Source organism: Trichocoleus sp. DQ-A1 (genome assembly GCF_039961955.1).
Lineage (GTDB): Bacteria > Cyanobacteriota > Cyanobacteriia > Cyanobacteriales > FACHB-T130 > FACHB-T130.
The window spans coordinates 466770-480421 of the sequence record NZ_JAMPKE010000001.1 but is presented as its reverse complement, the minus strand read 5'-3'; the positions used below and the strand labels follow the sequence as shown (position 1 = coordinate 480421).

Genomic DNA, 13652 nt, shown 5'->3' with positions numbered 1-13652 from the left:
TTTGGAATTTTAACTCAAAACTCATAACTCAAAACTATTTCTGCGCCTGGTTCCCTCGCTGGGCGGCAATCCTCTGATTCAGCACTTCCAGCGCTTTAGCGTATTGAGGATCGTCAGCACTGCCGATTTTATTGCGATCGGCTTGTAATGCCTTGCGCTGCTCTTCCGTCATTTCCAGCACCACATCCGGCTTGATCCCCGCCTGATTAATATCGCGCCCGTTGGGAGTGAAATACTTAGCGATCGTCACCGCTAGTCCCGAACCATCCCCCAGCCCCCGCACCGATTGCACCAAGCCTTTACCAAAGGTTTTTGTCCCTACCAAAACAGCTCGCTTGTTATCCTGCAACGCCCCAGAGAGGATTTCACTAGCACTCGCCGAGCCGCCATCTACCAACACCACCAACGGTTTATCTGTGAGGGCGCGATTATTCGCTTTCTCTCGCTCCCTTTCGCCCTGACGATCCACCGTTGAGACAATTGTGCCGTCTTTTAACCACATCTGGGCAATTTCAATACTGGCGTAGAGTAATCCACCTGGATTAGAACGCAGATCCAGAATGTAGCCATTTACCTTCTGCCGTTCTAAACCCTTAATCGCATCTGCCATTTCCTTAGCAGCATTGGCGCTAAACTGATTCAGGCGAATGTAGCCTATCTCACCCGTAGGACTGTTCTGCTTGCTAGAGCGCACCGGATGGATTTCAATCCGCGCTCGTTTCAGAGGAAATACTAATTCCTTTTCGCCCCGCTGAATGGTCAAGGTTACTTGCGTTCCTGGTTGTCCTCGGATCAGGCGCACAGCATCATTGACATCCATGCCCTCGGTACTCTTGCCATCAATTTTAGTGATAGTGTCCTTTGCCAGAACACCAGCCTTAGACGCTGGTGTATCTTCAATTGGCGCAATAACCGTTAGCTTTTTCGATTTCTCATCTTGAGCGAGTTGAATGCCAACGCCAGTTAATTCCCCAGAAGTATCAATCTGCATGCTCTTGAACTCTTCCGGGTCCATGAAGCGGGTGTAGGGATCGTTCAGCTTTTTCAGCATCTCCCGGATCGCCTCATAGGCTTCCTTCTTGCTGGGGTAAGACCGATTCAGGTAGTCTTTACGAACTGACCGCCAATTGACTTTATTAAAGGTGCCATCTACGTAACTGCGGTCAATAATCTGCCATACTTCATCTACAAGTTCCTTGGGACTTTCACGAAAAAAAGCCTGACCTTGAGACAGATGAATACCAGCGCCCGTAACAGCAACAGTCGATAAAACCAGTGCTGTCGCACCGAGAACGAGCCCGCGTTTTGTAATTACCATGATCCTTTCTGAGCCGGGGGGAAACTACTGCCAAGGAATTACGCTAACTCTAGCACAGGCCATATATGGAAGCCGGAGAGCGCAATTATTTATCCAGCTGCACTAAGTGCAAGTCCGGAAGTAGAGAGTTTTGAGTTTTGAGCTGTAAAAACGCGATTTCTCGCGATTGAGTTTTAAATTAATGCTTTCCTCAACACTTATTATTTTGTGAGTTTTGAATTAACTTTTGTCTCGACACTCACCACTCAGCACTTACTTAAGGATCGATCCAACGTCCATCTGCCTTAATTAAATTAATCAACTCTTCAACTCCTTGAGACTCTGGCACTTTTTTGATTTCTTCTCTGCCACGATACAGAGAGATGTAACCGGGCTGTTTACCAACATAACCATAGTCGGCATCCGCCATTTCTCCGGGACCATTGACAATACATCCCATGACTGCTATGTCCAGACCTGTAAGATGTTTGGTGGCTTCCCGCACTTCGTGCAGCACTTCTTCTAGATTAAACAATGTCCGCCCACATGAGGGGCAGGCGACATATTCCACCATCGTTTTCCGCAATCCCAGTGCTTGCAGAATGCTGTAGCAAACGGGAATCTCTTTTTCCGGTGCTTCAGTGATTGAGACTCGAATCGTATCGCCAATCCCATCAGCGAGCAGAGGCGCAATGCCTGCGGTAGACTTAATCCGTCCGTATTCGCCATCACCCGCTTCAGTGACGCCCAAATGCAAGGGATAATCCATGCCTAGCGCATCCATCCGCTGTGCCATCAGACGATAAGCGGCTAACATCACGGGCACCCGCGAGGCTTTCAGAGAAATTACCAGGTTCCGGAAGTCGAGAGATTCACAAATTTTGATAAATTCTAGGGCAGATTCCACCATCCCTTCGGGGGTGTCGCCGTAGGAAAACAGCATTCTTTCAGCAAGAGAACCGTGATTTACCCCGATTCGCATTGCCTTACCCTGATCTCGCAAGGAAACTACCAGGGGTTCTAAAGTTTCGCGGATTTTTTCGCCAATTTCATCAAATTCAGCTTGGGTATATTCCGTTCTATCCGCTTTTGGCTTTTCAAATACATACAACCCCGGATTAATCCGCACCTTATCAACGTGCTTGGCAACTTCCAAGGCAATCTTCATGCCGTTGTGATGCACATCAGCGACCAGGGGCACTGGTTGATAGGTTTGAGCTAATTTATGCTTGATTTCCGCTAAAGCTTTGGCATGACCGATACTTGGCACGGTAACGCGGACAATTTCGCAGCCAATCTCGTGCAGGCGGCGAATTCCGGCAACCGACCCATCAATATCAAGCGTGTCTTCATTAATCATCGACTGCACTACCACTGGGTAGTTGCCGCCAATCGTGACATTTCCCACCTTGACGGGACGAGTTTTGCGCCGCTTGATAGTGGTTTCAAAGGAGGGTTGACTGGAAGATGCACTGGTAGTGCTTGGATTGGGCAGGGTTTGCATAACCTTTTGTTTAATTTTGGCTTTCCTCTCTGTTTCTCAGATTGCCACAGAAAGGAGCAAATTTGGCTAAGTCCGTTTTTATCTGTTTATATCTGTTTAGTAGTAAGGAGGGATATTGTCAGCAGCAAGCCAACCGTTTTGACAGTCTCTATATCAGTGCTAAAATATACAACTTATATCCGTCTTTATATTGAATAGGAAAACCAAGACTTATATAAGCAAATGATGCAATTCTTTGGCATTCCGCATTCCTAATCATGAACCAAAAGGAGTGTTTAAAGTGTCTGGTTTACTCAGCATTGAAATTTATTTTTGCTTATTCACAAAAAGGAATCGGCTCAAGCTTGAGCCGATTCCTTTTTGTTGCGAAACTACGGGCATTGGGTACCGAGCTAGATACTTTGTAGGGTTTAAACTGAATTCGCCCACTTGTTCGCCCACTCTAAGGTGTGATGAACTTGTTTCAGCGTTGGCGCTTCGCAGTACAACCGCAAAACGGGTTCGGTTCCGCTGAAGCGAATCATCAACCAACTATCATCGGCTAACCGGAACTTATAACCATCAATCGTTAGGCAATCAATTACCGACCGACCGGCAATCTCAGTTAAGGGTGTATTTTGTAATTGTTCTAGCAGGCGCGATCGCACTTCCATACTCGCTAATGGTAGGTCAATGCGGTCGTAGGCAGAATGAAAGCCAGTTTTCTCTTGCAAGCGCTGGTAAAGATCGCTGAGATCCATTCCTGATTGCGCGATCGCTTCTAGCAGATACAGCGCTGACAACAGCCCATCCCGTTCTGGAATATGATTGCCGTAGCCAATCCCTCCCGACTCTTCACCACCGACTAACACCTGAGTCGTTAGCATCCGGTCGGCGATGTACTTGTATCCAATAGGCGTCTCATATACTGGCAGATTGTACAGGGAGGCAACGCGGGGAAACAAGTCGGAACCACTCACTGTTTTAACGACTTCGCCCGTCAATCCCCGCCGAGAGGCCATGTGTTCGATCAAAATCGGGATGAGAATTTGGGAACTGAGGAAATTTCCCTGTCCATCGACAGCCGCAATGCGATCGCTATCTCCATCAAACACAAACCCTACTGCCAACCCATCACCGCTACGGCGTCGGTGAGTCCGCATCTGCCGAAACATCTGGGAAAGGTAACGCGGCAAAGGTTCCGGCGCACCGCCACCAAACAAAGGATCGCGGGAACTATTAATTTCCTGAATTGGCATTTGCAGCAGTTGTTCTAGTCCAGTCGCAGCAGCACCGTGCATCACATCCGCAAAGACAGCCAGCTTCTTTTGGGCGATCGCATCCTGAATGCAAGTAATATCCACTTTCGCCCGTAGCGCTTCGCAGTAATTGGGCCACGGATCGAACATCTCCAAGCTTCCCGCCATCGTCGAGTCAGGTGACGGTTCCTTCTCTAACAACGCTTCAATCTGCTGAGTAATTTCCGGGGGTACCGATCCTCCAAATGCACCCTTGACTTTTAACCCTAAATATGATCCGGGATTATGACTAGCGGTAATCACCAAAGCTCCCAAAGCTCTCCGTTGATAAGCCGCCCAGCTGAATGCCGGTGTGGGGGCATAACTACTGCTCAGCAGCACCTCAAATCCGGCTGCTTGCACGACTTGGGCCGCTTTACGGGCGAACGTTTCCGCCATAAAGCGCCGGTCATAACCCACAATAATTGTGCGGCTCCCCGTCGTCTCGCTATAGACATTTGCCAGGACTTGTGCCGCCAACGGTGCTACCAAAGCCACCCGCTCAAACGTAAAGTCTGCGGCGATGATGCCTCGCCAGCCATCTGTACCAAACTTAATCGGATTAACAGCAACCGGCATAAATTAAGCAGGGGGTTAGTGTTCAGAGATTGCATTAATAACTGGAGGATCTTAGCATTTGTTGTACTCTATAGCCCAATAAAGATTGACAACTTCACACGCCTAGAGCCACGTCAGTGAAAGAGTTTTGCCTTCAACCGTGTAACTTCAACCAGGCTGAGGTGGGTGAGTTTCTGACTCCAGTGGTAGAGGGTGTGAAGAATTGGGCGATTCTGCGGCTGAGAGCTTTTCCAACAGCGATCGCACCTTCATGCGCTCAATATAGGGCCAGCCACCTTCTTCTTCCATATCCTTCAGCAGGGCATATAGAGCCTGACGATTATCCGGTAAAGACGCTTGAAACACAGTATCTCGAATCTCACGATGCCAACTTTCTAACGCCCGCAGCAACGCCAACAGAGCCAGAGTATCCCCCTGGCAAGTCTGTGCCAAAGCGCGAACAGAAGTAGCGATCGCTTGCAGTTCCGGCTTCAAAAGCCCCAATTCTAAATTCTGATCGCTGTTCACGCCATCCCCTTTACTCCGTTTGATCAACTCAACTTTAACCGAGTCTTTCACTGACTGGAATGGTCAATTTACAATGAGCTTCAGGATAAAGGCAACACAAAGCCTTGTAAAATTCACTGTAGAGATTCTGAGCCGAACCATTCCGAGCCTGATTAAGAATTTCACTTTTGTCTGTTGTAACTTAAGCCCAATATCAGATTCTACTGGTAGGGATTCCTAGATTAAATATTTGAGGTTGACCATGAGGTATCGCGCTTTCATTGTTGCCTTCCTAGCTTTGTGCTTGGGAGTATTAACTGCTTGTAGTGAAGGTCCAGCAGCTGCGACCAGTGTTCCCACTCCACTCACTTACGACCAAATTCGAGGTACCGGGCTTGCGAATAACTGCCCGCAACTGTCAGAAACGACACGCGGTGCCATTCCCATTCAGCCTGGACAGTCGTATGCTTTGACAAATCTGTGCTTACAGCCAACCAGCTTCTTTGTCAAAGAAGAATCTACAAACAAACGTCAATCCGCCCAATTCGTTCAGGGTAAGTTGTTGACCCGGTTTACTTCTAGCATCGACCAGGTGCTGGGTAAATTGCAAGTTGATCAAGATCGTCGTTTGACCTTTATTGAACAGGATGGTCTCGACTTCCAAGCCATTACCGTCCAGCTACCGGGTGGTGAGCGAGTACCCTTTCTATTCACGATCAAAAATCTGGTTGCCAAAAGCCAGCCAGGAATGGACAGTATTAACACCTCGACTGACTTTGAAGGCGAGTTTAACGTTCCCTCCTATCGGGGAGCAGCTTTCCTCGATCCCAAGGGTCGCGGTGTTGTCACTGGTTATGACAATGCAGTAGCACTCCCCAGTCAAGCCGATCAGGAAGCACTGACACGTGCCAATGTGAAGCGTGCCGAAACCCTTAAGGGCGAAATTTCTCTTCAAGTCGCTAAAGTGGATAACGCCACAGGTGAAATTGCCGGTACGTTTGAGAGTGAGCAGCCATCCGATACCGATCTAGGCGCTGGCGAAGCTAAAGAAGTGAAAATTCGCGGCATTTTCTATGCTCGGATTTCACCAGACCAGGCTTAAATCTGTTCGTTAGCACCGAGCCACGCTGCTTGGCTTTGCTTGCAGGTGAAGAAAAGGGGTTTGGAACCCCTTTTTTCTTTTCCTTTGCGAGGTCAGCATCTGCTGTTTAATCCTTCTGCCTACACTCCGCAATCATGTGAGTGATTCCCACAAGAGAGTTTCTCGGTGAAAATGCTGTTGTAATTGACCAGGTTCAGAGAATAAACTGAATTTTGAAGCGAGGAAAAGAAAGCAACCGATCGCAATTTGGGGAAAAGGCTACATTCCTGGGCGTTTCCCCAACTGCATTTGTTCGCTTTCCGGCTTGAAGTTTTGTTATCGCAACCTATGTTTAGTGTCACAGCACCCACTTCAAAAACAGAATATAACTGAAACAAACGTTTTTAACCGGGCCACTCTACCAACTGAATTTCGTATATGTATAGCACTGCCACTCCTGAACTGAAGCATGAAAGCTTACGGCTGTTGCGAGAGTACCAGCAAAATCGTTTAGATACTGTTCGCAATCAGCTGGTAAAACTGAATTTTGGATTGGTGAGAAAAGAAGCACATCACTGGACTAATCAGTGTACAGAAAGTTATGAAGACTTGCTTCAAGTCGGCTGTTTAGGCTTAATTCGAGCAATTGAGCGCTTTGACTTGTCCAAGGGTCATGCCTTCAGTTCCTTTGCTATCCCCTACATTCGCGGAGAAATTCAGCACTATTTACGGGATAAAGGCGGCTCATTCCGCATTCCTCGGCGTTGGGAAGCACTGCACTATCAGGCAGTTTCTTTGACGCGGTATTTCCAGCAGAAGTACAACCGACCTCCTACCGATTCAGAGGTGGCAGCAAAGCTAGAAATTTCACAGGCAGAATGGCAGGAAATCAAGTTGGCCTTTCAAAACCGCGAACTTGTAAGCTTAGATGTACCCCTAGGGGATGGTTCGGAAGGTGAAACTTGCTTAGGTGAAATCGTCCCAGACCCGCAATATCGGAGTTTTCAGTTAGCGCAAGAAGACCAGCTTCGCCTACAACAAGCTTTAGTTCAGCTAGAAAAGCGAACCCGCGAAATCTTGGAATTTGTTTTCTTACACGACTTAACGCAAAAAGAAGTTGCAGAACGCTTAGATATCAGTGTTGTGACCGTTTCTCGACGGGTCAAAAAGGGACTGGATGCACTGAAAAAGTCAATGGTAGGGATTGACGATTGATTCTTCCAACAACCGGAAACTGAGATTCCCGATTCTTTGAAGATAAGGAACACAAAAGCGATGGATCGATCTCTGTCCAGTAAACTGAATATATAGATGGGTGTTTTTGCACACATTTAATAAAATAAATTATCCGCATATATTTAGAACTGTTGAAAGCAAACAGGGAATTTCTATGGGCGGATGCAGGTAAAGCTCTGGGAGACTGGTCATGCGTCAACATTCATGGATTGCGTTTTTGGGAATACTTGCTGTGTTAGCGGGGGGCTGTTCTCAGGGAGAGGATACGGCTGTAGCTCCTAGCCCTAGTATTGCTCCAGTTACTGCTCCGTCTGCTGTACCAACTGTTTCACCAACAACCCCGTCATTTCCCGATCCGACAGTTACCCCAAAACCGCCCCTTCCTGGGCTTTCCGGCTTGATTCCATCCACTAACTCTGATGCACGGCTGCGAGGAATTCAGAAAGGGCGGCAAGATCCGTTTGCACTTGTTCCCCTGAAACCAATTGTGGAAGTGACACCAAACGAGACGGGTTCGGGTTCGCCTCCCCCTCCGTTTCCGGGTCCGGGTTTAGCTCCTCCTCAGGGTGTGACTCCTCCTGGGCGTCGAGTGATTCCCGTACCGCCACCCCTGCCCCCTGTCAGACCTCCCAGAACGAATGGAGGCGGAGGCAATATTCGCAGTCAAGGGAGTCCAAACGGAGGGAGGACGATACCACGCGCTCCCGCTCCCAGTAGGCCAAATGGGGTGCCTCCGCGTGGGAGAAACACTACACCTCCAGGGAACAGAAACCGTGTAGCTCCAATCCCGATTGCTACGGCTCCTCGGATTCCGGCTCCCGCGCCACTTCTACCCAAACTGCCACCGCTACCAGAACCAAACTTGGCAAGAAGTGTAGAAGTCACAGGAGTGGTTCAGGTGGGGGGTGAACCTCAGGCAATTGTGAGGGTACCAAACGAGCCAAGTCGCTACGTTGGAGTGGGACAGCGTTTATCTAATGGACAGGTGCTGGTCAAGCGGATTGAAGTCAATAATGGTGCCAGTCCGGTAGTGATTCTGGAGCAATACGGCAGAGAAGTTGCCAGACGGGTTGGGGAAAAACCAGTGGCAACGCCCGATCAACCCGGTACACCAACGGCTGTTGCTCCTGCTAAGAAACCAGGAATCAATGGCTCTCCTCAAGCTTAAACGAGTACCACGATTCAGTTGTTGTAGGAGTTGAAAGGGTGCAGACTACTGGAGGAGAACGCCTGCGGTATGAAATTCGCTTCCCTGGGTTACCCCTGGCGGTATATCGGGAAATTGCTGCCCATTTGCGTCAGGTGGAAGGGATCGACACAGGTTTGGTTCCCCAGCCTTCAGGGCAATCGTTCGACTATTATCAAAGCCAAGTTGGCGGGTTGTGGATTCAGTATGCAGAAGATGCCGATTCATTGAGTCGCCAATGGGTCACGCAGATTTTGGACTACTATAGTCAGCGCTATTGTCCTTGGGAGGAAAACCAATAAATTTTGGATTTTAGATGGGATTGAATCTAAAATCTTCAGTGTCATGAAGTTTTCGCCATTGCAATGACCTAATCCCCAATCCCCGAAGGGGGTAAAGTGAAAATCCTGGGGGTGAAAAACTCATGACACTCACTAAAATCTAAAATCTAAACAATGGGAAGCATTCAAGCGATACGGGGAACGCGGGATATTCTGCCCGAAGAAGTCGGGTACTGGCAATGGGTAGAATCGGTCGCACGGGATATTCTAAGCAGAGCGGCTTATCAAGAAATTCGCACCCCGATTTTTGAGCTGACGACGCTTTTTGAGCGCGGGATTGGCGAAACCACAGATGTGGTAGGGAAGGAAATGTATACCTTCAAGAGTCGGGGGGAAAATCCCTATTCCATGACCTTAAGACCGGAGGGAACGGCTGGGGTTGTGCGCTCTTATATTGAACACGCTCTTGATGTCAAAAGTGGGATTCAGCGCCTCTGGTATTTGGGACCAATGTTTCGTTACGAAGCTCCCCAGAAGGGACGACAGCGGCAATTTCACCAGCTGGGGGTAGAGGTGTTGGGGACTGCCGATCCGAGGGCAGATGCAGAAGTAATTGCGATCGCGACCGATATTCTGCAAACCCTTGGTCTAAAAAATCTCCGCATGGATATTAACTCGGTAGGAAATCCTGAAGATCGACAGCGTTACCGGCAAGCACTGGTAGATTACCTGACTCCCTACAAAGAAGAGTTAGACTCGGATTCGCAGGTACGGCTGAGTCGCAATCCATTACGGATACTGGATAGCAAGGATCGGCGGACGCAAGAAATTGTTCAAGATGCTCCCAGTATCTTGGATTATCTGAGTGCAGATTCTTGTCGCTATTTTGAGCAAATCCAAGCACGTCTGGCTGATTTGGGGATTGCCTACCAACTCAATCCGCGTCTGGTGCGCGGTCTGGATTACTACACTCATATTGCCTTTGAAATTATCTCAGACGACCTAGGAGCGCAAGCAACTGTCTGTGGTGGCGGACGCTACGATGGACTGGTAGCAGAACTAGGGGGACCCAAGACACCAGCAGTGGGTTGGGCAATGGGCTTAGAACGCTTGATCATCCTGCTGCAACAGCTGCAAGAGGCACCCGTCCCGGCGTTGGATTTTTACGTTGTTTCCAGAGGCGAGAAAGCAGAATCCCAAGCTTTACAATTGGCTCAAAAATTACGTCAAGCTGGGTTTAGCGTGGATCTAGACCTGAGTGGAAGTGCTTTTAAAAAGCAGTTCGCTAGGGCTGACCGTAGCGGTGCAGTTGCTTGCTTGGTTTTGGGAGAAGAGGAAGCAGAGAACCGAACTGTCAAGCTGAAGTGGATGGCATCGAAAGAGCAGAGTGCGATCGCTCAAAGTGAATTATTAGGAACGATCGAGGAACTGCGGCAGCAGATTAAAGTAAAAAGGTAACAAGAATATGAAGTATGAAGTGTGAAGTTTGGCGTGTAATAATACGTCACACTGTCTTTCAGCCGCGCCTCTAATAACTTCATCCTTTATACTTCATCCTTTATGCTTGCTGCTTGCCTCCTATGGAATACTGGCAATTTCTAATACAACAAGAGGGTGATTCTTCCTGGCTCTCCCTAGAGACGCCAAGTGTGGAAATCCAAGAAGGTCGGTATCGGGTGGTTGCTCACTCCAGCCGTCCCAACACCGAGGTGGAAATTCGCATCACCTATGACAGCACTGAGGAAGTTCCCCCCAAGCGGCGGTTTCAGAAGCGATCGCGCCGCACCAACGCCGAAGGCTTGATGGTGGTCATTCCCTTCACCTATCTCAAGTCGGGGCGCTGGGAGTTGCGCTGCTCTGGCGATATCATGTCAGATTTCCTCGGCAACACTTGGCAGCAGGCAATTCAATTCCAGGTTTTTCCAACCACCCCGGCAGATGCAGATGTCGATTTAGTTGGACACATGCGACCCGTTTGGAGTGCCCAGGTAGGTGTCGCCACCGAAACCGTCCAAGAATCATCCGCAGGTTCTGCCGCTGACCGCCCCGTTAACCCTGCCCCGACAACCACTGAAACGCTGACCGCCGACGTTGACCTTCCGAATCCAGTGCCTCCTTCCCCAGAGGACGAATCAGTGACAGAGGCGATGACTAATGCTGGCTGGGAAGAAGACGATGATGAGGCAGTCAATGAATTATTCCTCTCTTTCGGGGCATCGGAGGCACAAAGATGGGAGACGGCACTCAACCGCACCCCTCCAAAGGCGGCAGTGCCCGTCAGCCGCCTCGTAGAACACTCGCTACAAATGGTGGACGAAATCTTACAGGAAGTCGTCGATCCCGTCTGGCAAGCGTTTGAGCCGACATCTACGGCTCGTGGAGCTATCCCGCAGAGTGAGTTTTCCCGCGATTCCTTAACGTCTCCCCCTGTCAGTAACTCGTCGGAGCTTTCCTTTGCTGCCGCCGGAAGAAGTTACTCAGCAGAAACTGAGCCACCTGAAATTGATGAAGCACCGATCCGACTGACCCTCGATCGGGAGACGCTGGTCGTGCGTCGAGGAGAGCTGATTGCCTTCAGCGGACAAGTAGAGATTTTAGACAGTTTTAGGGATTTGCATCTTTTGCCGCCAGACGTACTGCGAATTGAAATGCGCGATCCGCAAAACTCACAAATCTTGGTAGATGTCCAGCAGCTGATACCCGAACAGGTGCCGAGTTTTTCTTTTAGCTGTAATTTAGAGCTGCCCGAAAATTGCCAAACCCGTTTGATTTTAGGAGAAGTCACGTTAATCGATGCGGCTGAGACAGTCTTGGTGACTCACGCCTTTACCGTGACAGCCGATTTGGAAGACTTGCTCGATGCGATCGCTCACGATAAACAGCACGCAAATTTATTGAACCCGCCATTAGATTCCCTTTTAGGAGAGACACCCCCGATCGATTCATCTTTCCTCGATCTGGTGGAAACGGCAAAAGATACTCCGCCGCTGCACTTAGAACCTTTACCTAATAAACCCCTACCGGAGCAGATTGCTAAATCCGATCCTGCCATTGCAGCGCTTAAACCCCCGGAACTTCCAGCAATTGCTTCCGATACTGAGGCAACAGGGAACGGGGAGGCAACCGATAGCGATGAGCCTGAGGACATTCTCGCTTTGAGCGATCGCAATACATCAGTGACTTCTGAACCTCCGCTGGTGGTATCCCTTCCCCCGCAACTTTATCGACCCGATCCTGCCAATCCAGTTAATCGATCGCTTAAACTTCCGGTGATTTCTGATGCGATGCCTGCAACCGAGCGCATCGAGAATGGCGACACATCCGCTGCGAAAGAAGAAGATAAATCTTCTTCCCTAAATCCTCCCCAACCTGTTGATACCGCCCCTCCTGAAGGGGCTGCGCCTGATGTAGAGCAGTTATTTGATAATTTATTGAATCACTTAGCTCAGACTTGGCAGCGTCCAGAGGAACCCGATGGAACAGATGCCAGCGCTGATGCCGATACAGATTTGCATAGTCAGCAGGACGTAGGTGTTGAAGATGCTTCTGATATCGAGGGAGCAGAACACTCCGCTGAACACTCCGCCGAACAAAGAGAAGCGCATCCCTCCGCTGACTCTCAAGCATCGCCCTTAGATACGGCTTTTGCGACCCTGAAGCTGCAAGATCGTTTTTTGTCCCGGTTGAACGACCTGGCAACGGATGAGGAATCTTCAGCATGGCTGCAACCGGAAGAGGTATTTGCAACGGAGGAGGAATCTACCGAGGAAGCAGAGCCTTCAGCAGACCTGACCGAGGGCAGCGAAGACACTGACGTTGCGGATGGTGACGTTGCCGATGGTGACGTTGCCGATGGTGACGTTGCCGATGGCACCGAGCCGCAGGGGGAAACGGATGACCGTTTGCCACCAATGCCGACAGACTGGGAACTTGTAGCACTATTGCTTGACCAACAACCTCCCCTCCCAGAGTTGGAGGAAGAATTGGGTGAAGATGGCGGTATTGCCAGCGATGCAACGAACAATTCCCAAGAGGTGGGAGCCGCCTCTAGTCAACTGCCAGCAACTCCGCAGAACCCAGTTGAGATGGCTAAGAACGTTTTATCGATGGCAGAGTCTGCGGTTAACTGGACAGAGCGAGAAATTGTGGTAGACGATGATCCTTCTGAACTCCCTCCCAGCACCAGTGGGCGAGGCGGGTATGGCTCGCGAGAAGCTTCCTCTAGGGGGGTACAACCAGGGCGATCGCGTTTTGCCAATGCGGGGCGGGGGGTTCCCCCAGAACCGCAGCCATCGTCGCTGGACGAGGAACCCGTGCCAGAGCCTGAGCTAGTTTTACCCGAAGGCGAACTGATTGCCGGACAACCGCTGGCTGTCCGCCTGACGTTGCGATCTGAGTCCCCCCGGCTCTATGTCAAGCTGTGGGTGCATGACCGCCAAACGCGATCGCTGCTGGATGGCCCGCGGTGGCTAGTCGATTTTATCCCTACTGGTTTAGAATCCCTAGAGGCAACGACTCAACTAACTGTGCCATTTGGGAGCGTGGAAATCCGTTTTGAAGCTGTCACGGTTGATACTTATACCCAACGAGAGAGCCATAAAGTAACCGTTGACCGTATAGTTATTCCCCCAGATTTGCCCAACTGGTCGCTAGATGAGTTTGCGGATTAGGCGCTTGTTAAAAATTTTTATGATTCGGTTTTTGGCTACCAATTCACTGTAAATT

10 protein-coding genes are annotated in these 13652 nt (G+C 49.7%); 6 read left to right on the top strand and 4 right to left on the bottom strand.

Annotation, left to right across the window (positions count from 1 at the left end):
- Nucleotides 1-34: 34 nt before the first annotated feature.
- The 4 genes from ctpC to NDI33_RS02110 all read right to left on the bottom strand — a co-directional run bounded on the left by ctpC (nt 35) and on the right by NDI33_RS02110 (nt 5164).
- The gene (ctpC, locus tag NDI33_RS02125; protein WP_190410985.1) at nt 35-1318 is read right to left on the bottom strand and encodes a carboxyl-terminal processing protease CtpC; all 1284 of its coding nucleotides are present in this window, start codon (nt 1316-1318) and stop codon (nt 35-37) included.
- A 256-nt stretch (nt 1319-1574) separates the two neighbouring features.
- Nucleotides 1575-2801 carry a (E)-4-hydroxy-3-methylbut-2-enyl-diphosphate synthase gene (gene ispG, locus NDI33_RS02120; protein ID WP_190678489.1) on the bottom strand — a complete coding sequence of 409 codons (1227 nt, stop codon included), beginning with the start codon at nt 2799-2801 and terminating at the stop codon, nt 1575-1577.
- A 410-nt stretch (nt 2802-3211) separates the two neighbouring features.
- On the bottom strand, nt 3212-4657 hold the full coding sequence (locus NDI33_RS02115; protein WP_190678487.1) for a phosphoglucomutase/phosphomannomutase family protein: 1446 nt from the start codon (nt 4655-4657) through the stop codon (nt 3212-3214).
- 147 nt (nt 4658-4804) lie between these two features.
- The gene (locus NDI33_RS02110; protein WP_190411053.1) at nt 4805-5164 is read right to left on the bottom strand and encodes a hypothetical protein; all 360 of its coding nucleotides are present in this window, start codon (nt 5162-5164) and stop codon (nt 4805-4807) included.
- 241 nt (nt 5165-5405) lie between these two features.
- Here NDI33_RS02110 and NDI33_RS02105 point away from each other — a divergent pair, with 241 nt between their 5' ends.
- The 6 genes from NDI33_RS02105 to NDI33_RS02080 all read left to right on the top strand — a co-directional run bounded on the left by NDI33_RS02105 (nt 5406) and on the right by NDI33_RS02080 (nt 13597).
- Entirely contained in the window at nt 5406-6245 is an 840-nt protein-coding gene (locus NDI33_RS02105) for a photosystem II manganese-stabilizing polypeptide (protein ID WP_190410988.1), read from the top strand.
- Between the two features lie 417 nt (nt 6246-6662).
- Complete coding sequence (locus NDI33_RS02100) at nt 6663-7439, top strand: RNA polymerase sigma factor SigF (RefSeq protein WP_190410989.1); 777 nt, start codon at nt 6663-6665, stop codon at nt 7437-7439.
- A 211-nt stretch (nt 7440-7650) separates the two neighbouring features.
- Entirely contained in the window at nt 7651-8628 is a 978-nt protein-coding gene (locus NDI33_RS02095; RefSeq protein ID WP_190678485.1) for a hypothetical protein, read from the top strand.
- A 38-nt stretch (nt 8629-8666) separates the two neighbouring features.
- Nucleotides 8667-8948: a hypothetical protein gene (locus NDI33_RS02090; protein WP_190678483.1), complete on the top strand. Its 282-nt coding sequence runs from the start codon at nt 8667-8669 to the stop codon at nt 8946-8948.
- 153 nt (nt 8949-9101) lie between these two features.
- Nucleotides 9102-10385, top strand: coding sequence for a histidine--tRNA ligase (hisS, locus tag NDI33_RS02085; protein WP_190678481.1), 1284 nt, complete (start codon nt 9102-9104; stop codon nt 10383-10385).
- Nucleotides 10386-10507: 122 nt separating this feature from the next.
- On the top strand, nt 10508-13597 hold the full coding sequence (locus NDI33_RS02080) for a hypothetical protein (protein WP_199302585.1): 3090 nt from the start codon (nt 10508-10510) through the stop codon (nt 13595-13597).
- Nucleotides 13598-13652: the final 55 nt, after the last annotated feature.